We start from the raw sequence: 26,210 nt of genomic DNA, 5'->3' as shown, positions 1-26,210 counted from the left end.
GTCGATCTGGAGCTTCCGATCGTAAAAGGCACAACCAATGAAAATCTTTTGATAGGGGCGGCAACAATGCGCCGGGATCAAAAAATGGGTGAGGGAAATTATCCGTTGGCGGGCCATCATTTGAAGCAAAAGAATCTTCTGTTCGGACCTCTGGAAAACATAAAAACAGGTGCCCAAATTGTCATCACGGATTTTAAAAAGGATTATATCTATTCTGTAACATCGAAAGACATCATATCGGAAATGGATGCAGATGTAGTTGAGGAGACAAACAAAAAGGAGATTACGTTAATCACATGTGACAAGGCGGTCAAAACCGAAGGGCGCCTCGTTGTGAAAGGGGAATTGGTTGATTCTTTTGGCCATACAAATTAAATATGCAAGAGTGAAAGCACGAAGAGAAAAGCTGCCGTTCAAAACGGCAGCTTTTTTCATGCAGAACATATCTATTCTAAATGTCTATTGTGATGCTCTTCGGTTCTGAGTCTGTTTTGGGGAACATGCCCCCTCATATTTATAATTTTTGCTTAAATGCCTCAATGAGTTTTGTTCCTGTATAGCCCTCTTTTACAAGGGACTCGAGAATGGTTTCAGTGCCCTGCTGTTTTCTTGTGACCATTTGTCCGTAGAGTAAAACCTGAATGCTTTCTTCCAGCTTGACGATATTTTTCACTGCTGCTGTCAGCTGGGCGGGGCGATTGCTTTTTTTCGTGATCGTTACAAATACTTTGGCTTCAGATTGGCTGTTTTGAAGCTGTTCAAAAAAAGACAGATGTTCTTTCTGTACAAGCGCCTCAATCAGCCAGTGATTTTCACCGTCTTCTTTATTTATAATCAGTCCGTCAATAAGGGGAAACTGTTCAATTGATTGTTCTTCCTTGTCCACTCGTTCCACATTCAGGTCAACCAGTTTAAAGGTTTTCATTTCTTCTCACCCCGATTACTTCCAAAGTTTTCTTGCCTTCCATTATAACATAAACGTTTTCGAGGAAAAAATCCTGCAATGTTGGGGCTAAAGAATTTTGTATGAGCGAAACATTTAATAATTTCTATTTTTTCATTATACTGTAACTGACTATGGATTACGGAGAGATGTGGTATGAATCAATTTCGTTTAAAAGAAATTTATATTGACGGCGTTCCTTCTGAAAGTCATTTGATTCAAAAGGAAGTAACATATATGTTAAGCCGTAAAGAAGTGTTTGAGGTTCATCTGAACAAAAAAGGAAGAATAAGTTTTTTATACGAAACACAAGATGGCATGGAGCAGTATAAAATCAAGCTGTCAATGCCGGAAAAAAAATTGAGCTTTCAGTGGTTTGCGTGGGATGGCTCTTCCTATGTGCGCATGAATACGCAAAACTGGCTGACAAAGCAAATCTTTTTCCGTTTTTTAAAAAGTACATATTTCTTCAAAGGAAAAAAGCAAAAGATGTTTTTAGCTGAAGGAAAAATGAAAACGAAAGATAAAAACAGAGGCTGAAAGCCATTTTTAAGCGTTTTTCTTTTCTTGTTGCATCATTTACAATACATACAACCGCAAGGAGAGGAGGAATCGCATGTTCAATCAGGTCATGCTTGTCGGACGTCTTACAAAAGATCCTGATCTTCGCTACACTTCCGCCGGTGCGGCAGTTGCACATGTTACGCTCGCGGTGAACCGCAGCTTCAAGAATGCTTCAGGTGAAATCGAAGCTGATTACGTCAATTGCACACTTTGGAGAAAAACAGCTGAAAACACGGCGTTGTATTGCCAAAAAGGTTCTCTCGTCGGCGTAAGCGGACGGATTCAGACAAGAAGCTATGAAAACGAGGAAGGCGTTAACGTGTATGTAACAGAAGTGTTGGCTGACACTGTTCGTTTTATGGACCCTAAACCCCGGGAAAAAGCTGCTGATTGACACCCCTGCTCCTCCCGTTATCTATCCATTCACTATTATCCGGATCTTCGCATCATCCCCTCAAAATTGACCAGTCGACCAGACTGGTTCTTTCTTTTTGCCTACTTAGGAAAAATTGGTTCTCTCGACGCATTTTTACTTAAAATCACTTATTAATGTTGAATAAAATCAAATAAAAACTTATAATTACTTATAAATGATTGCTGAGAAAAGGAATGAGGGCGTGTACCAAGAAGAAAGATTAGTAGCGATTTTGGATTTTTTAAAACAGCATAACCGAATTACAACGGAGCAGATCTGTACGCTCCTGCAAGTGTCAAGGGATACAGCGCGACGAGATCTTGTGAAACTTGAGGAACAGAATGCCATCATCCGCACAAGAGGCGGCGCCATTTTACCGACTGTGCATCAGAAAATTCAAAGCTATTCCGGCCGCCTGAAAACAGTGTCTGAGGAAAAAAATAAGATCGGCAGGCTTGCAGCATCGCTTATTCATGATGGAGACCGGGTGATTTTAGACGCCTCTACAACTGTTCAGGCATGTGCAAAGCATTTGAATGCGGTTGATTGTACCGTAATCACCAATTCGATTAATCTTGCGGATGTGCTGTCCGATAAAGAGGGAATTGAAATTTATCTGCTGGGAGGCAAGCTGGAAAAGGAGCACCGCTTTCTGTACGGGTCCTCTGTGATTGAAAAGCTCTCAAGCTACCATGTTGATAAAGCGCTGATTGGTGTGGTCGGCATTTCCGAACATGGCATTACAATTGCGCATGAAGAGGATGGCATGGTGAAGCGGAAAATGATACAGCAGGCAAAGCAGGTAATTGCGCTTGCAGACCATTCTAAGCTGGGCAGCACCAGTTTTTATCAGTATGCGGAGCTGAATGAAATCGACCTCTTGATTACAGACAGGCTGCCGAATCAGGCATTTTGTGACTTGCTTGACCGAAACGGCGTTGAGCTTCTCGTGACAGAGCAGGATGAAGGAAAGGACTGACAAACGTGAAATTAATTGCGATTGACTTAGATGGAACCTTACTCAACAGCAAGCATCAGGTAAGCTTGGAAAATGAAAACGCACTGCGGCAGGCGCAGCGGGACGGCATTGAAGTGGTGGTGTCAACTGGGCGCGCTCATTTTGACGTCATGTCAATCTTTGAACCGCTGGGGATCAAAACATGGGTCATCAGTGCAAACGGCGCCGTCATTCACGATCCCGAGGGCAGGCTTTATCATCACGAAACGATTGATAAGAAACGGGCGTATGACATTCTCTCATGGCTTGAGTCGGAAAACTATTATTATGAGGTATTCACAGGTTCAGCGATTTATACGCCGCAAAACGGCAGAGAACTTCTTGATGTTGAGCTCGACAGATTCAGAAGCGCAAATCCGGAAGCGGATCTTTCTGTCCTTAAGCAGGCGGCCGAGGTGCAATACAGCCAATCGGGCTTTGCTTACATTAACTCCTTTCAAGAGCTGTTTGAAGCCGATGAGCCAATCGATTTTTACAATATTCTCGGCTTTTCTTTCTTCAAAGAAAAGCTTGAGGCAGGCTGGAAAAGATATGAGCATGCCGAAGATTTGACGCTTGTCAGTTCGGCTGAGCACAACTTTGAGCTTTCTTCCCGCAAAGCTTCCAAGGGGCAGGCGCTGAAGAGGCTTGCAAAACAGCTGAATATTCCGCTCGAGGAAACTGCTGCTGTAGGTGACAGTTTAAATGACAAATCGATGCTGGAGGCTGCGGGAAAAGGTGTAGCGATGGGCAATGCCCGGGAAGACATCAAATCGATAGCCGATGCTGTCACCTTAACCAATGACGAACACGGTGTCGCACATATGATGAAACATTTGTTGTAAGTATATGTGCTGCCACAAAAGCGCACCCTGTTGATAACCGGCGTAACGGATTTTTTGGAAATTCGGCGTGACGGCTATGAACGGAAAAAAGCTGGCTCTTTTAGAGCCAGCTTTTTTAGTCATGATTATTGCGCTGTAGCGCTTAATGTAAACAATTCTTCGAGCTCCTGTGTGGAAAGCTCGGTAATCCAGTTTTCACTTTGGATAATTTGATCGTTCAGGGTTTGCTTGGATTCAAGCATGACATCAATTTTTTCTTCGATTGTTCCTGTCGTAATCATTTTATGAACGTGGACAAAGCGCTCCTGGCCTATGCGGTATGCACGGTCAGTCGCTTGATTTTCAACCGCCGGGTTCCACCATCTGTCATAATGGATGACGTGATTGGCGGCGGTCAAATTAAGTCCGGTGCCTCCAGCTTTGAGTGAAAGAATCAGTGTCGGATATTCTTTCCTTTGAAATTTCTCAACGAGTGTATCCCGCTCTTGCTTGGAGAGACTCCCATTTAAAAATTGCACAGGTTCCCCGAACGTTTTTTCAAGCAGCCGCTTCATCATGTTCCCCATCTGAATGTATTGCGTGAAAATCAGGCAGCTTTCGTTTTGGGCGCGGATCGCTGTCATCAGTTCCAGCAATTTTTCGAGCTTGACTGATCTGCCGGCCAGCAGCTCGGTTTGCTCTTCCTTTAAATAAAGCGCGGGATGATCGCATATTTGCTTGAGCCGTCCAAGCATGCTGAGGATCAGCGCTTTTCGCTGCATGCCGGTCAGGGATGTCATATGGTCAAAAGTGTCTTTGACGAGCTGCTCATAAAGGGATGCCTGCTCGGCTGACAGAGGGATAAATTCTTTTTCTTCCAGCTTCTCAGGAAGATTAAGCGCGACCTCTTCATCCCGTTTCGTCCGGCGGAGAAGGAATGGCCGGATTAATTGCTGAAGCTGTCCGATTCTCTTTTCGTCCCGGTCTTTTTCGATCGGCAGCACATAGCGTTTATGGAAGCCGGTCAAACTGCCGAGGTAGCCTTTATTCATGAAGTCAAAAATAGACCACAGCTCAGTCAGTCGGTTTTCCATCGGCGTGCCGCTCAGCGCGATATGGTGAAGCCCCTTCAGCTTCCTGATTGCGCGTGATTGCTTCGTATGCGCGTTTTTAATATTTTGCGCTTCATCAAGGCAGATCGTGTTCCATGTCACAGAAGAAAGCTCTTCAGTATCGGCATGTGACAGACCGTATGAAGTGAGCACCACGTCTGCGTTTTCATAATGCGCGGCGAAATCATCACCCTTTGGCCGGCGCGGCCCATAATGGAGCGCGACAGACAGATCAGGGGCAAAGGTTTGAAGCTCCCGCTGCCAGTTGCCAAGTACGGATGTCGGCGCAATAATCAAATGAGGCGTTTTTTGTCGGCCGCTTTCCTTCACGTGAAGGAAATAGGCGATCATTTGAATCGTTTTCCCAAGCCCCATATCGTCAGCCAGACAGGCGCCAAAACCGCTTTCCCGCAGAAACAGCAGCCAGTTCATGCCGTATTTCTGATAAGGGCGGAGCGTTCCTTTGAAAGAAGGACTGACTTTGTGCTCCGGCAGGTTTTCCGCGGCAGTGAGCTTTCGAATCAGTGACCTGAGCTGTTTAGACAGATCAAACTGAATGCCGGCAAAAGCAGATGTATCAATCAGGTCCGAATCCTCAAGTCCGCCATCCTGCTGATCCATTAGCTCCCGCGCCAGAATATCAGACATGTGGAGTCCCTCTGATTCTGCTTTTTCCATCAGGCGTTTCATCTGTTTGATAAACTGCGGATCGATTTTAACCCATTGCCCGCGGATATTAACAAGGCGCCTGTTGCTGGCGACAAGCTCATTAAATTCAGCCTCAGTCAGTTCAATTCCATTTGTCGCAAACCGCCAGTTGAAATCAAGCAGTGCATTCATGCCGACAAATGACTCGCCGCGCGGGGAGGAAGACACCTTTGCTTTCAGCATCATGTTGCTGTCTCTGACAATCTGCCACCAGGACGGCAGGAGGATTTCTACCCCCATATCGACAAGCGTCTCACTTGCTTCTGACAGGAAGATCCAGGCTTCTTCCTCCGAGATCAGCGTTGTCCCGGAATCAAACGACAGCCACGGAACCGTTCTGTGAAAGCGGTCCTGCTCACGCGCGATTTTATCGCTGTACGCCTGCCACGATTTTTTGAGGCTCTTCAGTCCGTCAAAGAATTCTACAGCACCGCTCTTTTTATCGCGTAAAAACATCTCGATCTTCCATTCGTCTCCGTCAAAGTCCGGTTCATTTAAGCGCAAGCCGACAGTAAATGGAGATTGATCGTCAATCCAGCCAATGCCTTCCAGAAAATCCTCTTCATCAAGAAAATGGCCACGGAATGTCGTAACCGCAGGCGATTTTTCCTTGATATGTTCCCATTTCTCCCGCAGGTCATCGTCGTACTGGATGTAATCCTGTACGGCAGCGGAAAACCATTCCGCAGTAAAGCCTTCCAGTATATTATCGCGGTCCTTCCAGCGAAAAACACCGTTTGTCCATGCGTCATAGTCAGGCATAAAATCGCCGTCCGCGATAAATTCATAGATGGTCGATGCCGCCTCGATCAGCGGCTCCGTTTCTTCTGTAAGCTGCACGGAGCTGAATGAGTTGAACGAGTTTTTGCCGAGAAGCTCTACAGTCATCCATGGAGATAGAAGGACAGCAGTCGTCCCGATGAAGCTGACATCCTCTAGAAAGGTTCCGTAAAATGAGGATTCATGCCATTGGAACAAATGCTTTTTCATATGGCTGTAGGGAAGAGGCTGCTCATTCTCATCAAAGGCTGAGAGCGTAAATGACCCATCTTCCATTTGTTCGACGTGGATGAGAATTTCTTTAAGACTCGCCATCAATCAACTTTCCTTTCTGCAGTTCTTCTTGAAGCGCACGCAGGCGCTTGTAATGCGAGCTCAGCAGCTGAATATACCGCTCCCACACCTTCTGCTTTTTCGCTTTTTTGTACAGGGTGCGCAATTTTTTCAAATACCGGGCGGCTTCCTTGTACGAGCTACGGTTCTTCTGATCAATGAAAAAAGCCACTTCTCTATGGTAAGCCGGTATAAGCGCCTCAGGGTCGCTCGCTGCAATTTCCTTGAGCATCATTTTATCCATTTCATTGATGGAAAAGCCGACAAGGCTATGAATTTCAATCCACTCGGCATAGCGTTTTTTTTCATATAAATGATGGCTGTATTCTGTGAACGTATACGGCAGACAGCCCGCGGCAAAGCGCTCAAACAGCGCTTGATCATTGGTTTGCTGCACATAGGCATTCAACAGAAGGAACAGCTCGCCGATCACATCGCGAATCTCTTTAAACGGCTTATCCAGCTTCGTATAACCCATCGCAATTGGTTCAATTTGCTGGTACCATGTTTTAAGCCGTTTCCAGTCCTTCTTGGCAGTCATTTCACTCAGCCATTGGAATGTATAAGGGAGCGCTTCCGGCGGGAATTGATCCGCTTCCTCAAAAATAACGTCATCATTTTTTTGCAGGAATTCCAAATGCAGGCGCCCGAATTGCAATTCGGGAGAAAAACGCCGTCCTGCTTCTTTTTTCAATATCTCCTGTTCGCGTGCCACCCATTTTGGCCGCGACAGCAGCGCACTCCAAATTTCACCGAAGACGCGGATGCGTTCATATTGGAAAATTTCTTCTTTCAACAGCAAATGCCGGATAACATCCGGTGTTTTATCCAAAAACGGATCAAGCGCAAAAGACAGCGCGTACGTTTTTAATTTATCAATAGAGCTGTAGATTGTATCCATCAGCTGTTCAACGTACGGATTGAGGGAATAAAAATCTTGTTCGGGGTTTAGCTTGCCCGCTTCAATCAATGTGAACATGCGAAGCCAAACCGCAATCGCGGAATGAATCTGATACAGGCTTTTCAGCTCCGGCTTGTTCGGCGCATGTTTTTTTAATGCGGACAGGTAGCCGTAATAGAGGCCCTGCATGTTTTGGCTGCCTTCTGGCGTACGTGCCTGCCAGAGAGAAAACTCTGAATCAAAAAAAGCAAGCCAGCTTGAAAGTGATTCTTCATTAGGCAGCACCTTTTCCTGAAACTGGCGGCGGACGAGCTCTTTGCTTTCCTCAAGCTTTTCCCTCTCCAGCCAATACTCTGTAAAAGTACCCACTCGCTCGAACATTGCATATACATATAAAAACACAGCCAGCATATGGCGGCAGATTCTTCCGGACGGACATGAACAGCCGCTTTTGACTATGACAAACAAGTTCAATGTGACCCGCACAGGCACAACATCCTGCACGTAAGCCGTAACTTCCGTCGGACTCACTGCTTGTAAACGATAGACTGAATCCTGCCGATATAAAATAAGGGCTTTTTTGATCAGCTGAACATTTTCCTCATTGTAAGGAAGAAGTTCTTTTAACTGTTCAGCAGATGCCAGCACATCGTCTTTGGAAATCATATTCTGAAGCATGATTATCGCTCCTAACCGAGTCACGTAATAAAAAGATCCAATTTCTCTATTATATCGCAACACATCGGCCTTAAAAAGTTTTTCCTAAAAAAGGACATAAAAAATAGGATGTGTCGAATGATGTATTAGAGATTGCAAATTGATAACCAGCATCATATAATAATCGTGTTTTCAACTTAATGGAAGCTGAAAGGAAAAAAAAGATGAGTGAAAAGAAATTGAATCAAGAAGAATTTCTGAAAATTTTGATGCATGCACATGAAATTGGTGAGCAGTCATCTGAGATGACGACGAAGGAAATGCTTGAAAATTTGATTTCTCATATTAAAAATGGATATGCAACATAAAAATCCCGCACGCCTTTAGCGGGATTTTTTTATGCGAGAGAACGTGACTGCCCGAATAAGAGAAAATGAGACAGCACTGTCAACACAGTAAATATAGCGCTTACATAAAAAGTACTAACATAACGCATTGTAAAAAAATGTCGAATTATGTCACGTGAAAAGCTGGAGAAATGCGGTTTCAACGTTGTATAATCGTAGATGGAAAAGGATGTTATAAGAGATTTGGAGGTATCATGGGAGAATCTACAAGCTTAAAAGAGATATTATCAACGTTAACAAAACGCATACTTTTGATTATGATTGTAACCGCGGCTGCCACTGCTGCCGGCGGACTCATTAGTTTCTTCGCACTTACACCCATCTATGAAAATTCAACTCAGATTCTGGTCAACCAATCGAAAAATGAACGAAAAGAAGTCCAATTTAACGATGTCCAAACCAATCTTCAGTTAATCAATACGTACAATGTCATCATTAAGAGCCCTGCCATCTTAGATGAAGTCATTAAAGAAATGGGCCTGTCGATGACATCCCAAGAACTGAATGACAAAATTACCGTATCCAGCGAACAGGACTCCCAAGTGGTCAACATATCAGTCAGGGATGAAAACGCGGAAACAGCGGCTCATATTGCCAATACTATAGCATCTGTTTTTCAAGACAAAATCACATCCATTATGAATGTTGACAATGTCAGCATTCTGTCAAAAGCCGAGGTTTCAGAACACCCGTCCCCTGTATCGCCAAAGCCGCTACTAAACATTGCCATCGCGTTTGCGGCCGGATTGGCGGGAAGCATCGGACTGGCCTTCCTGCTTGAGCATTTGGATAATACGATCAAATCGGAAGAGCAGCTCGAATCCTTGCTGGACATACCTGTTTTAGGGACAGTTTCCACCATTGCGAATGAGCAGAAAACAGCAAAGACCTTACAGGGTTTCCAATCTGAAAAAACGGGGAGTGGACATTTTGGCGCTTAGAAAAAACAGAGGCTCGCGGATGCAGAGAAATGTCATTGCAATGACAGAGCCGAAATCCTTGAACTCTGAACAATATCGGACGATTCGCACGAATATAGAATTTGCTTCAGTGGACCGGCAAATGAAATCAGTCATGATTACATCGGCTTGTCCGGGGGAAGGAAAATCAACAACGGCCGCCAACCTGGCTGTCGTATTCGCCCAACAGGGAAAAAAAGTGCTCCTGATTGATGCTGATTTGCGAAAACCAACAGTACATACGGCTTTTTTTCTTGAAAATACGGTTGGCTTAACATCTGTTTTATTAAAGAAAAGCTCTATGGAGCAGGCTGTACAAGCATCGAATGAAAAACATCTTGACGTGCTGACGAGCGGCCCGATCCCGCCAAACCCGGCCGAGCTTCTCTCCTCGAAGTGGATGAAGGAGCTTGCATACGAAGCGTGTGCGGCATATGATATGGTCATTTTTGATACGCCGCCTATTCTTGCCGTAGCAGATGCACAGATTTTAGGCAACGTGGCAGACGGTTCTGTTCTGGTTATTTCAAGCGGGAAAACAGAAAAAGAACAAGCCGCAAAAGCGAAAGAGGCGCTTGCAACGTGCAAAAGCAAGCTCCTTGGGGCGATTATGAACGGCAAAAAGCTTTCGAAGCACTCTGAATACGGATATTACGGAACCAAGGACAATTTCATGCAAAAATAAATAACGTGCATCGTGCCCGTTATTTATTTTTGCGAAAAAAGGGGGCTAGGACATGATCGATATTCACTGTCACATTCTTCCCGCAATGGATGACGGGGCAGGTGATTCGGCCGACAGCATAGAAATGGCAAGAGCAGCTGTTCGTCAGGGAATCCGGACGATCATTGCGACACCTCATCATAACAACGGTGTGTATAAAAACGAGCCAGCCGCAGTCAGAGAAGCAGCAGATCAGTTAAACAAACGTTTAATCAAAGAAGACATTCCTTTACATGTGCTTCCGGGACAGGAAATCAGAATCTACGGCGAGGTGGAACAAGACCTTGCCAAACGTCAGCTGCTTTCGCTGAATGATACAAAATACATCTTGATTGAGTTTCCGTTTGATCACGTTCCCCGATATGCGGAGCAGCTTTTTTATGATTTGCAGCTGAAAGGATATATTCCGGTTATCGCCCATCCTGAACGCAACAGGGAAATTCGCGAAAACCCGTCCTTGCTGTATCATCTTGTGGAAAAAGGAGCAGCATCTCAGATTACTTCAGGAAGTCTTGCGGGGATCTTCGGCAAGCAGCTGAAAGCATTTTCTCTCCGGCTGGTTGAAGCCAATTTGATCCATTTCGTAGCCTCAGATGCCCATAATGTGAAAACGAGAAATTTTCACACTCAAGAGGCTCTTTATGTTCTAGAGAAAGAATTCGGCTCGGAACTTCCTTATATGCTGACGGAAAATGCAGAGCTTCTCCTGCGGAATCAGACCATCTTCAGACAGCCTCCGCAGCCGGTCAAAAGAAGAAAATTGTTTGGTTTTTTTTAACAGCCGATTCTCATTTCACCACTTTCTTTTTGAGAGCGATATAATAGTGTATTGTATGGTTGAATCACATTTCAGAAATCTGTACAGGCTGTACCCGACAGGCTATGCGGGAGATCATTCGCATTCATGATAGGATGTTCTCATACGATATTACGGAAGCTGCAAAGCAGCAATTTAACTGTTGGAGGGAAACAATGAATATAACAGTCATCGGAACAGGCTATGTCGGTCTTGTGACAGGTGTTTCTCTTTCTGAGATTGGACATCATGTAACCTGCATTGATATTGACGCTCACAAGATTGATGAAATGAGAAAGGGCATTTCCCCCATATTTGAACCAGGTCTTGAAGAGCTGATGAGAAAAAATACAGCTGATGGACGGCTGAACTTTGAAACGAGCTATGAGAAAGGCTTGGCACAGGCAGACATCATTTTTATAGCGGTCGGCACACCGCAGAAAAGCGACGGGCACGCCAATCTGGAGCAAATTACAGATGCGGCCAAACGCATCGCAAAGCATGTCAAACGAGATACAGTCGTGGTAACGAAAAGCACAGTGCCCGTTGGGACAAACGATTTGATTAATGGACTGATTACTGAACATCTAGCGGAGCCTGTCAGTATTTCGGTCGCATCCAATCCGGAATTTTTGCGTGAGGGGTCGGCGATCTATGATACCTTTCATGGTGACAGGATCGTGATCGGGACGGCCGATGAGAAAACAGCAAATACGCTGGAGGAGCTCTTCCGTCCGTTTCAAATCCCGATTTACCAAACGGATATCAGAAGCGCCGAGATGATCAAATATGCCTCAAATGCTTTTCTGGCCACTAAGATCAGTTTTATAAACGAAATTTCGAATATATGTGAAAAGGTCGGCGCCGATATTGAAGCAGTCGCATACGGGATGGGACAGGATAAGCGGATCGGGAGCCAGTTTTTAAAAGCGGGCATAGGCTACGGCGGCTCTTGTTTTCCAAAGGACACAAACGCCCTCGTGCAAATTGCCGGCAATGTCGAGCATGATTTTGAACTGCTGAAATCCGTTATCAAAGTCAACAACAATCAGCAGGCGATGCTGGTTGATAAAGCGCTGAACAGGCTCGGTGGGGTGACGGGAAAAACGATTGCCCTTTTAGGCCTGTCATTTAAACCGAATACCGACGATATGAGAGAAGCGCCGTCAATTGTTATTGCAGACCGTCTCGCTGCGCTCGACGCCCGTATCAGAGCCTACGATCCCATTGCAGTTAGCCATGCAAAGCATGTTCTCCCGCAAGCTGTTGAATATAAAGAGACGATCGAGGAAGCTGTCAAAGGGTCTGACGCCGTCATGATTTTAACCGACTGGGCTGACATTAAACAATTCCCGTTAGCGGCTTATCAGGATTTGATGGAAACGCCGCTCATATTTGACGGCAGAAACTGCTACACATTGGATGAGGCTTTGGCTGCAGGAGTGGAGTATTATTCTGTCGGACGGAAGGCGGTTGTTCCGTCAGGTGCAATTCAATAGATGAAAAAGAAAGGCTGGTTGCGCACCAGTCTTTTTTTCATCTATTGCGGGGTGCTGAATACATTTGCTACTATTTAACTATTGTTTGGAAAATTATGCAGAAGTAGGGCTTCTTTAAACATTCGTTTGAAAAACATTAGAAGAAAACCAGAAAATAAAACCTTGGAGATGCCGGAAAAGGAGAGAATCTGATGAATCATCTGCCCGAAAAAATGAGACCGTACCGCGACTTGCTGGAGAAATCAGCGAAAGAATACGTGAAACTGAATGTGAGAAAGGGGAAAACAGGACGATATGACAGCAAAATTGCCGGTGATCCCTATTTCCCCAAGCATGAAACATATCCGACTGACGAAAATGGACAGCCGATGAAACTTCTGGCGCAGATTAATTTCTCGCACATTCCCCAGCTTGACGGCTACCCTTCTTCAGGTATCCTGCAGTTCTACATTTCTGTTCATGATGACGTCTATGGATTGAATTTTGACGATCGATGTGAACAAAAGAATTTCAGAGTGATCTATTTTGAAAATATCGTAGAAAACGATGACGAGCTTGTTTCTGATTTTTCATTTATTGGCACAGGCGAATGTGATTTTCCGATTTTATCAGAAGCGGCAGTCGAGCCTGTGAAATCTTCGGAATGGGTGCTGCCTACAGATTTTCAATTTGAGCAGTATACGGGCATGGAAACAATGGAGTTCTTTGGTCAGTTCGGCGAGGATGAAGAAGACATTTATAATGAACTGGCTGAAAACGGATTTGGCCATAAAATTGGCGGATACGCTTCTTTTACCCAGCATGATCCCCGGGAATACGCATATAAAGAACACACCATCATGCTGTTACAAATTGATTCAGACGATGATATCGATTCAATGTGGGGAGACGTCGGCATCGCCAATTTTTTCATCACACCTGAAGATCTAAGGAAAAAAGACTTTTCAAACGTTCTGTACAACTGGGACTGCAGCTAATACAAGCTTTTGATCCAAAGGGTCAGAAGGGGGGAATAATAGAAGCCAAATGACAAAATCAGACATGGCCGACCAGATGAAGAACATAAACATGAACAATAAGCTCAGCGCCGAAAGAGGCAGATCAACAACATCTGCCTCTTTCAAGTGCCTTTATAACTATGACATTAGGTGATTTCATTTTATAAAACGCTTTTATTAGCTGTATAACGAACAAAAACAAGATCAAATACCTACATTTCAAGAGCGTTATATGCCTAAATTAAGCCATTTACCCTATTTAAGCCGCCTTCTGGCTATTTTAAAATATAATATATGGAAATAAAGTATGGAAAAGTCTATCTTCATCAGCCCCTCCATACGACTTTTTGAGTATTAAGAGGTGATTCAGATGGGTTATGAAAGTATGCTAGCGGATATCAAAAGTTCGCTCAACGGAAAAATTTCAGACGTGGAAGACAAGATCGAAAAGCTGAAAAAAGCAAAAAAGGACATAGACACACTGCAAGAAGAGGCAATCACTGAAATCAAAGAAATTGTGAAACCGGAATTGGGCAAGCATTGGACGGGAACAAAAGCCGATGATTTCGACAAGGGAAGAGAAGAGGCGAAATCGGAAGCATCTAAGATTGTGAATGATAAATATAACGAGTATATGGCTTCGATTAACGGGAAAATTTTTGATCTTGAATGGGATAAAGCTAAATATGCATCGGAATTGTTCATAGCAAATGGTGCAGCAGATCTTCTTAAAAAGGGAGAAGAGTTCGCGGAAGAAGTCGGAAATACAATTAGTAAACTAAAATGGTGGTGATCTTTTTTTATGTCAGAAATTAAGCTGAAGTACGACACAGTCATCAAAACATTAGATTCTGTCAAAGATGCGCTTGCTGACGTATCAATCGGCGCCGCAGGATCCAACGGAAAAAACAGCCTCGATTATACGAAAAAATACCATGAGCGTGAGGAGAACATCAAAACCATGCTCGGAGATTACAAAAAAGCGGTACAGAAAAATATCGAGGATACAAAGGATAACGTAGATTCACTCAAAGAGCAGGACGAGGCGATAGCGGTAAAATAGAACAGAAAGGGCAGTGCGATGAGTAAAGTATTTGAATCAAAATCTTTAATCGAAGAAGCGAAGAGCAGAAAAAAGCAATATGAGACGCTTGAAGAGCAGCTGAATACGCTGAAAAAAGCGTTTCAGGGAGTTGCCGATTTAGGCGATAATTTTAAAGGAAATGGCGCGGACAATATTAAAGATTTTTTTCAGGGACAGGCAGAAATCGTAGACAGCTGGCTGACGCTTGTCTCTGCTCAAATTGCGTTTTTAAACGGCATTTCAGGAGATATTAAAGATCAAGAACTGAATGATTCATATGTGGAAACTTCTTTTTTGGATCATGAGCTGCCCAATGGAGACCTGAAAGCCTCAGAGATTGTCTCCGCTCATAAAGAAGAAATCGATTCTATTTTGTCAGGCATCAGCGATATTATTGATCTCGACATGTACACGCTTGACGACTATGCAGATAAGATGGGCGATGCCCAAAAAATCAGACGTGATACAATCACAGCTGTCGATAAGCTTGATGAATCCCTGACCACTGAATATCAAAATTTAGAATCTCTGGACAACGCAGTGCTCACCAAATATTCTGTTCTCATGCAGGCCACCAGCAATGGGAAGAGCGCATCCCCTATGTACTATGACAAAAAAGCCTTCCACAGCAATGAAGTCTACAAAAGCGTCATTGAAGTAGAAAATCAAGGAACAACCTATATCGATGCAAAAACCCAGCAAGCAGAAGCAAGACGGCTCCAGGAAAAAGCCGAGGAAGAAGCAAACAAACCGTGGTACGAAAAAACATGGGATGGAGTTTGCAACTTTACTGGAGAAGTCACTGGCTATTATGATTATAAAAGAGCAACCGAAGGCGTTGATCCGGTTACCGGAGAAAAACTCTCCACCGCGGAGCGTGTGACAGCAGGAGCTATGGCCGCTGCCGGATTCATACCAGTCGTCGGCTGGGCAGGCCGGGCCTTCAAAGGCGGAAAAGCCATCTACAAAACCGGAAAAGCAGCTATCGCTGCTGAACACGCATTAGACGCCTACAAAACAGGCAAATCCTTAGACATTCTCAAAATGACAGAAATGGGCGCATACGGCCTTGTTGCGTCAAACGGATTCTCAGAAGCTGTCACAGGCCGGGATATGTTCGGAAACAAAGTGTCTGAGGAGAAGCGGAAGCAAGGGGCGCTGGAAGCTATTACTATTATTGGTGGAGCAGGATTGGCACACTACTTTGATCGGTTGTACCAAAAAAATGCTCCATATGTCAATAAAGTGAGTAATGAAAGCCTTATTAGCAATATTGCTAAGACTACTGAAGAAAAACAAACTAGGCTTCAATATTTAAGAAATAAGCATGGTGTATTGTCTAAAGAAGATCTTCACCATCGAATAAATCTAAGGGCAGAAGTACTAAACGAACTTAGTAGAATTAAATCTTCTGGTCTAACTAAAAAACAAAGAGGCCCTGCGGTAGCTGGTGTATTGGACAAAAAAACAGGCAATTATTATTTTGGAATAAACAATATAGATGGGAAGCCACCTAAGGTACTACATCCACTTATTCATGATAGAATTGTAAATATGCCTACAGAACTTAAAGAAGGTTATATAAAGACGTCAGGGGCGGGTTCTCATGCCGAAGTTAATGCTCTAAATGAAGCGTTACTTCAAAGACCTGATGCGGATTTAAAAGATTTAATGGTATATGTAGTAAGTGCTAGGAAAATAAATAAAAAGATGCCAGAAGGTGTCCCAATGCCTAGATGTCCACATTGTGAATATATAACTCAAAATACAAATTATATACCGGAGGCTTTAAAGTATGGAAAATGAATATGATATGAAGAGTATAAAAGAAAAGGGAGTGGACTTTGAGGATTTATGGTTCTCTTCGGTAAGTGATGAGATTTTAGATAATCCTGAAGACGAAAATGGCCAGCCGTTTACAGGGCTGGCTTACGAATTATATCCAAATGGTCAAATCATCTATTTTACTAAATATAAGAATGGTCTGGCCCATGGTTTAACATGTGAATTTTATGAAAACGGGAATAAAAAAAGTGAAAAAGAATACCGATATGGGCAATTGCACGGTATAAGCATAATTTGGTTTGAAAATGGCAGGAAAAAAAGTGAGCAACAGTATGAGCATTCCATACTAATTTCTGAAAAGAATTGGGATGAAGAAGGCAATCTATTAAATAAGTACGAGATAGATACAGATAGTCCTCATTTTGAAATACTAGAATCGAGAAGAGAGACTCACATTAATTTAGGTCGAGAGTGAGCAATCGTTATGAAGGTATTTGATGTGCATAAATTTGATATGAAAAAGGAACAAGACTTTTTACAAGTGCAATTTAACCTTAAAAATCGTATCAACCTATCCCCCACGATCCATCCAGACTCCATCAACACCTGCGCAGGCGTCGACCTGGCCTATTGGGAGCAGGATGGAGAACCATACGGAGTGTGCTGTATTATCGTAATTGACGCTGATACAAAAGAAGTCATTGAAAAAGTGCACAGCATGGGGAGAATCAGCGTGCCGTATGTTTCCGGTTTTCTTGCGTTTCGCGAGCTGCCCTTGATCATCGAGGCGGCGAAAAAGCTGGAGACGGAGCCGGATGTCTTCTTGTTTGATGGCAACGGATATCTGCATTACAATCATATGGGCGTTGCCACCCATGCGGCTTTTTTTCTGGGCAAGCCGACGATTGGGATAGCGAAAACCTATCTCAAAATCAAAGGCTGCGATTTCGTGACGCCTGAAATTGAAGTAGGCGCATACACCGATATTATCATTGACGGCGAGGTATATGGACGGGCGCTGCGAACGCGGCGGGACGTGAAGCCTATTTTCTTGTCTTGCGGTAATTATATTGATTTAGACAGCAGCTATCAGATCACGATGAGCTTGATCAATCAAGAAAGCAGGCTGCCGATCCCTGTCCGCCTGGCTGACCTTGAGACGCATGTTTTGCGAACGTTTTATCAGAAAAATCACGTGTAACACTTGGGGCTCTAAGTCATCAAGTGTTTTTTTTGTATGTGTGTGCCCTGGTCTCAAAAACCTTGTCGTCCTTGTGGAGAGGTTTTATTTGAATGTTTTCCGTGTCAAATCGATAAAAGCCTTTAATGGCGCAGACATCCACTTGTCCTTATGCCATGCTAATTGAGTGAAAACGGGGCAATCGCTCTGCCAATTGAGTTCTTTCATCCGGCCTGCTGCAATATCATCTTTTACTGTCATTTCAGGCAAGATTCCAATCCCAAGTCCGGCCATCACGCATTGTTTGATGGCTTCTATGCTGACGAATTCCAATTTGTTAGGATAGATACCGGAGTCATGCAAATTGTTCTCAAAGAGCGTGCGGTACGAGCAGCCGTCCTCTGTCAGCAGAAGAGTTTCGTTTTGAAGATCCTTCAATGTTACTGGTAAATCCGCAGGAAAAGGATGGTCATTAGCAGCCACCATTTTGATCTCATCCTGAATCAAAGATTCAACGTGCAGTGCGTCTTCCATCCGGTTTACATCCAAGATGAAGGTGATATCAAGCTGGCCCTGTAAGAGCTGTTCTTTCGCTTGTTCATTGGAGATATATGGTTTGAATATGAGCTTTACTTGGGGAAAAGCCTGTTTAAATTCTTTTATGATAGGGGGCAGGCGGTATGTGCACTGGCTTTCCGTCGCCCCGATTTTTAAGGTTCCGGTTGTTTCTCTTACTTGATTTGTGGCCATTTTCGCTTCTTCTGTTAACGCAATGATCTTCTGTGCATAAGATTTGAACGTTTTTCCTGCTTCTGTCAAGATAAGCCGCTTGCCGAGCCGTTCAAATAAAGGCGTTCCGATTTCTTCTTCAAGTGATTTGATCTGAGAGGTAACGCTTGATTGTGCATAATTAAGCATTTTGGCGGTTAGGGTGAAGTTTACATGTTCAGCCGCCGTAATAAAGGTGATCAGCTGCTTCAATTCCACTTGTTCTCTTCCTTTCTAAATCGGTTTTAGCGATTGGATTAATCGAAATAATCATCTGTATTGATTGATGAATCCATTATATGATGAAGAAAATCATTCGTAAACAAAGGAGCAGATGCATCATGAAAATTGCGGTTATTAACGGCGGAACTCGGTCTGGCGGAAATACGGATGTTCTTGCGGAGAAGGCTGTTCAAGGATTCGATGCGGAGCACATTTATTTGCAGAAATATCCAATTCAACCAATTGAAGATCTGCGTCACGCCCAAGGCGGCTTTCGTCCTGTTCAAGATGACTACGATTCTATCATTGAACGGATATTGCAGTGCCATATTCTTATATTCGCCACCCCAATTTATTGGTTTGGCATGTCAGGGACATTAAAGCTGTTTATTGATCGCTGGTCACAGACGTTGAGAGATCCGAGATTTCCTGATTTTAAACAGCAAATGTCAGTGAAACAGGCATATGTAATAGCAGTGGGCGGAGACAATCCAAAAATAAAAGGGCTGCCGCTGATTCAGCAATTCGAACATATTTTTCATTTTATGGGAATGTCCTTTAAAGGCTATGTGCTGGGAGAAGGCAATCGTCCAGGCGATATTCTTCGTGATCATCAGGCGCTGTCCGCTGCGAGCCGCTTACTGAAAAGAAGCGATGCGATATGAAGTTTTTGCTGTCGGTCATTGCTGGCTTGCTGATTCTTGCACTCTATTTATTTTGGAAGGTCCAGCCTCCTGTTTGGATACAAGTTGAAACCAATTCGTCCCAGTTGAAGCAATCTGTGAGAATGGCAGGAACCACGCTGCAAGTCAAGCACATGATCAAGAGTGACGCAGGAGAAGAAACAGCTGTCATATCAAACGGCATTTCTGGGCTAAAATAAAAAAGCACCTGTCCAGGTGCTTTTTTCTATAAATAAGGGATCACAAGGCCCCCATATAAAAACGCCGCAATAATCAAAAATGCCGGATGCATTTTGAATTTTGTCATGGCAAGGAGCGAAATTCCCGTAATCACGATCGATTGGACCCAGCCGATCGCTTTGATGCCGTCTGCGCCGATTTGCCAGGTAAGAATGAGCATCATGACCGCGATGACAGGCTGGACGGACAGCGTCATGCCTTTGATGACAGGTGATTGGCGGAAGCGCTGGATGATGCGCAGCAGGACGATCAATGCGAGCGCCGACGGTACGACGGTTGCGATCAGGGCAATTAGGAAGCCGGGCCACCCGCCTGCGCTGTAGCCGACATACGCAGCGATTTTCGTGGCGATCGGGCCCGGCAATGCGTTCGCAAGTGCGAGCATATTTGAGAATTGATCGTTTGAGAGCCAGCTGTATCTGTTTACGACTTCTTCAAACATTAGCGGGATAGACGCAGGTCCGCCGCCATATCCCAGTAGGTTTGCGATAAAAAACGCCATAAATAAATAGATCGATATCATGAGGCTGACATTCCTTTATCTTTTGAATGTTTATTTGTGATTTTGTCTTTCAGTTTAAAATGAAACGCCCCGTAAGCTAAGAAAATGATAATGACCAGGCCGGGATTAATCTGTAAAGTTTGCAGGCCGATAAAAGCGATGATAAAAAACAGGATGCCGGTAACCCAGCCGAAACCTTTAAGCGCTTTTTGGCCAAACTCGTACGCCATGATTCCGAGCATGACCGCAATTACCGGCGTGACGGCACCAATCATACCTGCAACAATTGCTGAATGGCTTAACACATTTACAGCCGCAAACAAGCCCACCATCGCAAGACATGTAGGCAGAATGTGGGCGAGGATCGCCACAATTGCACCTAATGTGCCTTTTAGCTTAAAGCCCAGATAAGCAGCCATTTTGGTGGCAATCGGTCCGGGAAGCGCATTAGCGATTGCTAATATTTCTCCGAATTCATCATCGTCAATCCATTTATATTTATTGACCGCTTCATGGCGGATCAGCGGAATCACGGAAGGTCCGCCGCCGAACCCTAATATGCCGGTGCGAACCATTGCGGCCGTCATATCCCGATAAGGATGGTTTTTCATTTGTTTCTCTCCTTTACAGCTTCATTCCCATACGGCTTTTGTATCGTTTGATCAGCATCTGGCAATCAACACTGACGACGCCTCGCAATGGATACAGCCGTTTTGTTAAGAATTCTTCCATTTCTTGATCGTTGGTAAAGATCCCATGCATATGCAGCTTGCTCGGGCCTGTCATGTGATAAAGGCTGGTGACCGCAGGCTCTTCCTCAAGCTTAAGAGCGACCTCTTCTAAAAATTGCGGTTCTACCTCGACATTGAAAAACACGGAAACATGGATGCCGATTTTAGCGGGATTGATGACAGCGGTGAATTTTTCAATAACACCGGCTTCAATTAATTGGTTGATACGGGCCTGAACGGCGACCCGTGACAAATCGACTCTTTTGCCAAGATCCGTATAAGAAATTCTGCCTTCTTCATGCAAAATCGTGAGAATTTGTTTATCAGTCTCATCAAGTACAAGGTTGGGGATTTGATATTCATGACTCAATTGCTCCACCTGCTTTCGTAGCCTTTTAGCAATCATTTTATCATAAAAGTTACGTATAGAAATAATAATTTTTCATTTGTTTTCGAAATGAATGCGAAAATATCTTATTATTTGCGAAAAGAAGAAAGTTCGTCAGTTTTTCTGCCGGATCAGTAGATGTGAAAAATCAGGCTCCCTATACTGAAGAAAATTTCTTAAAAAAGGGGACTTGTGATGAACAAATCTGTCATCGGTACAAAGCAAATGGTCGTCAGTCCGCATTATCTCGCTTCTCAAGCCGGAAACCGCATACTGGATAAGGGAGGCAACGCGTTTGACGCCGCTGTTGCGGTGAGTGCTTGTCTTGCGGTTGTGTACCCGCATATGACCGGACTTGGCGGGGATTCCTTTTGGCTGACCTTTCACCAGGAAACAAAGGCAGTAAAAGTCTACAATGGCAGCGGCCGTTCAGGAAAAAACGTAACGAGAGATGTATATAAGGGAAAAAGCGCGATTCCGCTGCGGGGAATTGACAGTGCTATTACCGTGCCGGGAATGGTTGATAGCTGGGATGCGGTCCTGAAGGAGTACGGGCGTCTGTCTCTTGCAGATGTATTGGAGCCCGCACGCGATTATGCCCAAAATGGGTTTCCTGTATCAGCTGATCAGTGTCGTCACACAGAAAAGAATATTGAACTGCTGGCTTCCACGCCTTACACGGCTGACATCTTCACGAGAAGGGGCAAAGCACCTGTCCCGGGAGAGCGGTTTGTGCAAAAAGAGCTTGCAGACAGTCTGAACTTGATTGCTGAAAAAGGAAGAAGCGCATTTTATGAAGGAGATCTCGCTCAGCGGATTGTCTCACATTTACAGAATAACGGCAGTTACATGACAATCGATGATTTTAAAGCGCATCGGGGTGAGTGGGCAGCGCCTGTATCAAGTGATTATCGAGGATACAGTGTGTATCAGGCGCCGCCGAATTCTCAGGGATTTACCGGTTTATTAACACTGAACATTTTGGAAAACTATGATTTCACCCAAATCGAACACGGTTCATTTGAGTATTATCACGTGCTTGTGGAGGCATTGAAAAAGAGTTTTCTAGATCGGGATGCCGTCCTGACTGATCCGGCGTTTGCAGACATTCCGCTTGAAAGGCTTTTGGACAAACGTTATGCAAAACAATTGGCAGAAGAAATCGGCTATCTCGCAATACCGGCAGAAAGCAGGCCGGTGGGAAGTGATACGGCATATGCGGCCGTAATCGATGCGGATGGCAACGCAGTGTCATTCATTCAAAGCCTGTACTTTGAATTTGGCTCGGCAGTCACTGCCGGTGATACAGGCATATTACTGCAAAACCGCGGATCGTTTTTCTCACTGGATGAAAATCATGTCAACACGCTTGAACCGAGAAAGCGCACCTTCCATACGTTGATGCCGGCTATGGTCTGTAAAGGCGGAAAGCCAAAAATTCTGTACGGCACACAAGGCGGCGAAGGCCAGCCGCAGACCCAGACGGCCATCATTACCCGAATGCTGGACTACGGAATGCATCCACAGCAGGCAATCAGCGAACCGCGCTGGGTATGGGGCAGAACGTGGGGAGAGGAATACGAAGGTCTCAGAGTCGAGGGCAGATTCACAGACAAAACAATCCAAAAACTGAAAGACAGCGGGCATCTCGTGGAGGTTGTCGGTGACTATGATCCGCTGATGGGACAAGCGGCTGCAATCAAAGTTGATGAAGAAGGCTTTCTCCAAGGCGGAGCCGATCCTCGGGGAGACGGAGCGGCTGTGGGGATTTAAATAACTATAGGGTACAAACATAAATCAAAAGCATAAACATAAGGGAGACCTCTACAATGTGGTACATATACTGTTTATCTTCAGGTCTATAATGCCACTCCATAAAAATACGTATTGAGTCAATCACAATAAAAAATAAAAGAAGCAAATATTCAACTGGAAAAAAGGAGAGTGAAAACACAAACAAAATAAGTAAAGTGATTTCGATCCATTTGTGTGTATTGCTGACATGCTTATATCGCCAGCCGGATTTATCAATACCGTATTTTTTCTTTATAAAAAATTGAGAGGCGAGACTGATGGTAATAGCGATCAGCATTAAAATCCAAAAGTTTGTCATTCCAATTCCTCCTAATCTACCTTTATACGAAGAAAAAGGAAAAACGTTTCATAAAAGAACACCCCGAGCTTGCTCTGGGTGTTCTTTTTTTTGATATTTTTTCAGTTATTTACAGGCGATATTTTGTAATCATAAGGTCTTTTTGACTAGTTTCTTCTATTTAAATAGTCCTTCTCTTCAGCTGGGACGAATCAGTGTGAATTCTTCCCCCAGCTTGGCATAGTGATTTCCCGCCAATCGTGAGGCAGGCTTTAATTCATCCGTTAAAATATATCCCTTTTCTGCATCATACACCTTTTCATCTAGGTGGAAGCAGACAACTCTTCCGATGAGCAGATCTGCTGTAGTGATGCCTTGATCATTGTCAAAGGTAATATGCCGCTCTAATTTGCACTCAAAGCGAACGCGGGCTTCCTTAATGCCGGGAACTGAAACAGCTTTGCTTTCAACAGGATGAAGCGAGGTGCGTGTAAGCTCGCTTTCATCCGGCCTTAAGCTTGCAGCTGTTTCATTGATATCTTCAATGATGGCTTCATCACTGACATGAACGACAAATTCTCCGTTCTCCACTGCGTTTCGTGCTGTATCTTTTTGGCGTCCTTCCGTCCTGTTAACAGAAATACTGAGAAGCGGAGGATCTGAGCTGACGACGTTATAAAAACTGAAAGGCGCGGCATTTACCGCTCCTCCTGAAGAAAGTGTTGTCACAAATGCAATGGGGCGGGGAATAACGGTACCTGACAATAGCTTGTATGTGTCTTTGGCACTAAGCTGATCAGCTTGAAATATGTACATAGCAACAACCGCCTTTATCGTTAGGATACCTTGATTATAACGAAATGGTTTAAAGGAAACCAAATGATGCGGGTTGCATATGTTATGTCATGACATATATCTAATACAGGGCAAATAAAAAAATAGGCTTCCGTACCTCCGCCGGCAGCCTATTGAAACAATGAAAACTTAGATTATTTGTATTTCTTTTTGACTACCCAGCAATTGCCGTCTTTCCAGTATTCTTTTTTGCTGTCATAATCATCGTGTCTTTTGTAGTCGTCGCAGTGGTGGTGCGGTTTTTTGTAGTATTTCTTATGGGAACGATAAGATTTTTTGTGTGTGCGGCATGACTTCTTATAGCTGCGAGATTTTTTCTTGTGAGAACAGTAAGACTTTTTGTAGCTGCGAGATTTTTTGTAAGAACGGCAAGATTTTTTATAGCTACGAGATTTTTTGTAAGAACGGTAAGATTTTTTATAGCTGCGAGATTTTTTGTGAGAACGGTACGATTTTTTGTGGCTGCGAGATTTCTTGTGAGAGCAGTATGATTTTTTGTGGCTGCGAGATTTTTTGTGAGAACAGAATGATTTTTTGTGACTGCGAGATTTTTTGTGAGAGCAGTATGATTTTTTATGGCTGCGAGATTTTTTGTGAGTGCGGTGCGACTTTTTATGACTGCGTTTTTTTCCATGAGGCTCTTGGTATAAATAATCCTTTAAACCTTCTTTTTTTGCGGATTTCACCGCTTCTTCGATGTCAGAATGGGAATAGTGGCCCAATTTGAAATCCTCCTTTTAAAAATATGTTAAGGATGAAGATCCTTACTACCCTCATAGTACGCGCGGTTTTAAAAAGTGTATAAGTGTTCCGCTGAGATCTTATAAAAATAAAAGCCTAAAATTTGTAAGGAGGATTATGGATGAAGAATCAATCCAATTTACCGCTTTATCAGCTGTTTGTTCATCCAAAAGACTTGCGTGAATTAAAAAAGGATATATGGGACGATGATCCGGTGCCAGCTGTGATGAAGGTAAATCAAAAAAGGCTGGATATTGATATCGCTTATCGGGGATCACATATCAGAGACTTCAAAAAGAAGTCATACCATATTTCCTTTTATCAGCCGAAAACATTCCGCGGCGCGCGAGAGATTCACTTAAATGCGGAGTATAAAGACCCTTCCTTGATGAGAAACAAATTGTCTCTGGATTTTTTCTCGGAGCTAGGGACACTGTCTCCAAAGGCAGAGTTTGCGTTTGTAAAGATGAATGGGAAGAATGAAGGGGTTTATCTTGAACTTGAATCCGTAGATGAATATTATTTGGCGAAAAGGAAGCTGGCTGATGGCGCGATTTTTTATGCGGTGGATGATGATGCCAACTTTTCTCTGATGAGCGATTTAGAAAGGGAAACGAAAACATCGCTGGAGCTTGGATATGAAAAGAAAACAGGGACTGAGGAAGATGATTTTTATTTACAAGATATGATTTTTAAAATTAATACGGTCCCTAAAGCTCAGTTTAAGTCAGAAGTGACAAAACACGTGGATGTCGATAAGTATTTGCGCTGGCTTGCTGGTATTGTATTCACCTCGAACTATGACGGGTTTGTCCACAACTACGCATTATACAGAAGCGGGGAAACCGGATTATTTGAGGTGATTCCTTGGGATTATGATGCGACTTGGGGCAGGGATATCCATGGAGAGCGGATGGCTGCCGATTATGTAAGAATTCAAGGATTTAATACACTAACCGCCCGGATATTGGATGAATCCGAGTTTCGCAAGTCCTACAAGCGCCTGTTAGAAAAAACGCTCCAATCTCTTTTTACAATAGAATATATGGAACCGAAAATCATGGCGATGTATGAACGGATTAGGCCGTTTGTCCTCATGGACCCGTATAAAAAGAATGATATTGAGCGTTTTGACCGTGAGCCGGATGTGATCTGCGAGTATATTAAAAACCGTTCACAATACCTCAAAGATCATTTAAGTATTTTATGAATGCGTGAAAATGGGTATTCGCGGAAAAAGCGACAATTAGGCTATTGAATTAGTTCAACAAATAAATGTGACACGTATATATGCAGTATGTTTATCATCTATGTATAAGTGA

General features: G+C 43.8%; 32 protein-coding genes. 21 read left to right on the top strand and 11 right to left on the bottom strand.

Features of this window, described 5'->3' with window-relative positions:
- The first annotated feature begins 66 nt into the window (after positions 1-66).
- On the top strand, positions 67-375 hold the full coding sequence (gene ywpE / locus BSU_36340; RefSeq protein ID NP_391515.1) for a putative sortase: 309 nt from the start codon (positions 67-69) through the stop codon (positions 373-375).
- Positions 376-514: 139 nt separating this feature from the next.
- Here the strand turns inward: ywpE and ywpF are convergent, their stop codons facing one another.
- Entirely contained in the window at positions 515-925 is a 411-nt protein-coding gene (gene ywpF / locus BSU_36330) for a hypothetical protein (protein NP_391514.1), read from the bottom strand.
- A 174-nt stretch (positions 926-1,099) separates the two neighbouring features.
- Between ywpF and ywpG the strand changes: the two genes are divergently transcribed.
- From ywpG to ywpJ, 4 genes are all read left to right on the top strand, one after another.
- Entirely contained in the window at positions 1,100-1,483 is a 384-nt protein-coding gene (ywpG, locus tag BSU_36320) for an interaction partner of DynA (protein ID NP_391513.1), read from the top strand.
- A 76-nt stretch (positions 1,484-1,559) separates the two neighbouring features.
- Positions 1,560-1,901, top strand: a complete 342-nt coding sequence (gene ssbB / locus BSU_36310) for a single-strand DNA-binding protein (protein NP_391512.2) — start codon at positions 1,560-1,562, stop codon at positions 1,899-1,901.
- A 223-nt stretch (positions 1,902-2,124) separates the two neighbouring features.
- Positions 2,125-2,901: a transcriptional regulator (glucose repression of catabolic operons) gene (gene glcR, locus BSU_36300; protein ID NP_391511.1), complete on the top strand. Its 777-nt coding sequence runs from the start codon at positions 2,125-2,127 to the stop codon at positions 2,899-2,901.
- Positions 2,902-2,906: 5 nt separating this feature from the next.
- Positions 2,907-3,764: a phosphatase of unidentified specificity (possibly promiscuous) gene (gene ywpJ / locus BSU_36290; protein NP_391510.1), complete on the top strand. Its 858-nt coding sequence runs from the start codon at positions 2,907-2,909 to the stop codon at positions 3,762-3,764.
- A gap of 125 nt (positions 3,765-3,889) precedes the next feature.
- Here ywpJ and hepA read toward each other — a convergent pair whose 3' ends face one another.
- Positions 3,890-6,658, bottom strand: a complete 2,769-nt coding sequence (hepA, locus tag BSU_36280; protein ID NP_391509.1) for an ATPase involved in RNA remodelling DNA recombination and repair — start codon at positions 6,656-6,658, stop codon at positions 3,890-3,892.
- Entirely contained in the window at positions 6,645-8,255 is a 1,611-nt protein-coding gene (ywqB, locus tag BSU_36270; RefSeq protein ID NP_391508.2) for a putative replication initiation protein, read from the bottom strand. Before ywqB ends, hepA begins: the two co-directional genes overlap by 14 nt.
- 203 nt (positions 8,256-8,458) lie before the next feature.
- Here ywqB and ywzD point away from each other — a divergent pair, with 203 nt between their 5' ends.
- The 12 genes from ywzD (at position 8,459) to nfi (ending at position 17,687) form a co-directional block, all read left to right on the top strand.
- Positions 8,459-8,602 carry a hypothetical protein gene (gene ywzD, locus BSU_36269; protein YP_003097792.1) on the top strand — a complete coding sequence of 48 codons (144 nt, stop codon included), beginning with the start codon at positions 8,459-8,461 and terminating at the stop codon, positions 8,600-8,602.
- Between the two features lie 233 nt (positions 8,603-8,835).
- A complete protein-coding gene (gene tkmA, locus BSU_36260; protein ID NP_391507.1) occupies positions 8,836-9,582 on the top strand; it encodes a modulator of PtkA protein tyrosine kinase activity; modulation of biofilm formation in 747 nt (248 codons plus the stop codon).
- Positions 9,572-10,285: a maintenance protein tyrosine kinase involved in biofilm formation gene (gene ptkA, locus BSU_36250; RefSeq protein ID NP_391506.1), complete on the top strand. Its 714-nt coding sequence runs from the start codon at positions 9,572-9,574 to the stop codon at positions 10,283-10,285. The genes tkmA and ptkA overlap by 11 nt, the downstream gene beginning before the upstream one ends.
- 52 nt (positions 10,286-10,337) lie before the next feature.
- Positions 10,338-11,102: a protein tyrosine-phosphatase gene (ptpZ, locus tag BSU_36240; RefSeq protein NP_391505.1), complete on the top strand. Its 765-nt coding sequence runs from the start codon at positions 10,338-10,340 to the stop codon at positions 11,100-11,102.
- 194 nt (positions 11,103-11,296) lie between these two features.
- Positions 11,297-12,619, top strand: a complete 1,323-nt coding sequence (gene uglF, locus BSU_36230; RefSeq protein NP_391504.1) for a UDP-glucose dehydrogenase — start codon at positions 11,297-11,299, stop codon at positions 12,617-12,619.
- A 191-nt stretch (positions 12,620-12,810) separates the two neighbouring features.
- The gene (ywqG, locus tag BSU_36220) at positions 12,811-13,596 is read left to right on the top strand and encodes a hypothetical protein (RefSeq protein NP_391503.1); all 786 of its coding nucleotides are present in this window, start codon (positions 12,811-12,813) and stop codon (positions 13,594-13,596) included.
- Between the two features lie 49 nt (positions 13,597-13,645).
- Complete coding sequence (locus BSU_36215) at positions 13,646-13,771, top strand: hypothetical protein (protein YP_009514006.1); 126 nt, start codon at positions 13,646-13,648, stop codon at positions 13,769-13,771.
- 216 nt (positions 13,772-13,987) lie between these two features.
- On the top strand, positions 13,988-14,410 hold the full coding sequence (gene ywqH, locus BSU_36210) for a hypothetical protein (RefSeq protein NP_391502.1): 423 nt from the start codon (positions 13,988-13,990) through the stop codon (positions 14,408-14,410).
- Between the two features lie 9 nt (positions 14,411-14,419).
- Entirely contained in the window at positions 14,420-14,680 is a 261-nt protein-coding gene (gene ywqI / locus BSU_36200) for a hypothetical protein (protein ID NP_391501.1), read from the top strand.
- A gap of 18 nt (positions 14,681-14,698) precedes the next feature.
- The gene (rttN, locus tag BSU_36190) at positions 14,699-16,507 is read left to right on the top strand and encodes a putative ribonuclease toxin (RefSeq protein ID NP_391500.1); all 1,809 of its coding nucleotides are present in this window, start codon (positions 14,699-14,701) and stop codon (positions 16,505-16,507) included.
- Positions 16,497-16,961 (top strand): putative ribonuclease antitoxin, encoded by a 465-nt coding sequence (gene rttO, locus BSU_36180; protein ID NP_391499.1) that lies wholly within the window; start codon positions 16,497-16,499, stop codon positions 16,959-16,961. The genes rttN and rttO overlap by 11 nt, the downstream gene beginning before the upstream one ends.
- Before the next feature lie 9 nt (positions 16,962-16,970).
- Positions 16,971-17,687 carry an endonuclease V gene (nfi, locus tag BSU_36170; protein ID NP_391498.2) on the top strand — a complete coding sequence of 239 codons (717 nt, stop codon included), beginning with the start codon at positions 16,971-16,973 and terminating at the stop codon, positions 17,685-17,687.
- 84 nt (positions 17,688-17,771) lie between these two features.
- Here nfi and ywqM read toward each other — a convergent pair whose 3' ends face one another.
- Positions 17,772-18,653: a putative transcriptional regulator (LysR family) gene (ywqM, locus tag BSU_36160; protein ID NP_391497.1), complete on the bottom strand. Its 882-nt coding sequence runs from the start codon at positions 18,651-18,653 to the stop codon at positions 17,772-17,774.
- 122 nt (positions 18,654-18,775) lie between these two features.
- Here ywqM and ywqN point away from each other — a divergent pair, with 122 nt between their 5' ends.
- Both ywqN and ywqO read left to right on the top strand, forming a co-directional pair.
- Positions 18,776-19,321, top strand: coding sequence for a putative oxidoreductase (gene ywqN / locus BSU_36150; RefSeq protein ID NP_391496.1), 546 nt, complete (start codon positions 18,776-18,778; stop codon positions 19,319-19,321).
- Complete coding sequence (ywqO, locus tag BSU_36140) at positions 19,318-19,539, top strand: hypothetical protein (protein NP_391495.1); 222 nt, start codon at positions 19,318-19,320, stop codon at positions 19,537-19,539. Before ywqN ends, ywqO begins: the two co-directional genes overlap by 4 nt.
- 26 nt (positions 19,540-19,565) lie before the next feature.
- Here ywqO and chrA read toward each other — a convergent pair whose 3' ends face one another.
- Genes chrA through chrS form a run of 3 tightly spaced genes read right to left on the bottom strand, consistent with a single transcriptional unit; the run spans position 19,566 to position 21,182 of the window.
- The gene (chrA, locus tag BSU_36130; RefSeq protein ID NP_391494.1) at positions 19,566-20,102 is read right to left on the bottom strand and encodes a chromate transporter subunit C; all 537 of its coding nucleotides are present in this window, start codon (positions 20,100-20,102) and stop codon (positions 19,566-19,568) included.
- Positions 20,099-20,692, bottom strand: a complete 594-nt coding sequence (gene chrB / locus BSU_36120) for a chromate transporter subunit N (RefSeq protein NP_391493.1) — start codon at positions 20,690-20,692, stop codon at positions 20,099-20,101. The genes chrA and chrB overlap by 4 nt, the downstream gene beginning before the upstream one ends.
- A gap of 13 nt (positions 20,693-20,705) precedes the next feature.
- Positions 20,706-21,182, bottom strand: coding sequence for a transcriptional negative regulator of chromate transport (Lrp/AsnC family) (gene chrS, locus BSU_36110; RefSeq protein ID NP_391492.1), 477 nt, complete (start codon positions 21,180-21,182; stop codon positions 20,706-20,708).
- 213 nt (positions 21,183-21,395) lie between these two features.
- Between chrS and hpxW the strand changes: the two genes are divergently transcribed.
- On the top strand, positions 21,396-22,973 hold the full coding sequence (gene hpxW / locus BSU_36100) for an oxamate amidohydrolase (protein ID NP_391491.1): 1,578 nt from the start codon (positions 21,396-21,398) through the stop codon (positions 22,971-22,973).
- Between the two features lie 4 nt (positions 22,974-22,977).
- On the opposite strand, the gene ywrE is transcribed toward hpxW, so the two are convergent.
- Positions 22,978-23,313: a hypothetical protein gene (gene ywrE / locus BSU_36090; RefSeq protein NP_391490.1), complete on the bottom strand. Its 336-nt coding sequence runs from the start codon at positions 23,311-23,313 to the stop codon at positions 22,978-22,980.
- A gap of 177 nt (positions 23,314-23,490) precedes the next feature.
- Complete coding sequence (ywrF, locus tag BSU_36080; RefSeq protein ID NP_391489.1) at positions 23,491-24,108, bottom strand: putative flavin-binding monooxygenase; 618 nt, start codon at positions 24,106-24,108, stop codon at positions 23,491-23,493.
- 173 nt (positions 24,109-24,281) lie between these two features.
- The gene (gene cotG, locus BSU_36070; RefSeq protein NP_391488.1) at positions 24,282-24,869 is read right to left on the bottom strand and encodes a spore morphogenetic protein; all 588 of its coding nucleotides are present in this window, start codon (positions 24,867-24,869) and stop codon (positions 24,282-24,284) included.
- Positions 24,302-24,781 (bottom strand): doubtful CDS (putative in frame frameshift), encoded by a 480-nt coding sequence (locus tag BSU_36079; RefSeq protein YP_009514005.1) that lies wholly within the window; start codon positions 24,779-24,781, stop codon positions 24,302-24,304. The genes cotG and BSU_36079 overlap by 480 nt, the downstream gene beginning before the upstream one ends.
- A 140-nt stretch (positions 24,870-25,009) precedes the next feature.
- Positions 25,010-26,098: a spore coat protein kinase gene (cotH, locus tag BSU_36060; protein NP_391487.1), complete on the top strand. Its 1,089-nt coding sequence runs from the start codon at positions 25,010-25,012 to the stop codon at positions 26,096-26,098.
- Positions 26,099-26,210 lie beyond the last annotated feature (112 nt).

This window comes from Bacillus subtilis subsp. subtilis str. 168 (assembly GCF_000009045.1).
Classification (GTDB): domain Bacteria; phylum Bacillota; class Bacilli; order Bacillales; family Bacillaceae; genus Bacillus; species Bacillus subtilis.
Note: the sequence above shows the minus strand (reverse complement) of the source record. Positions and strands in the feature narration are given on the sequence as shown.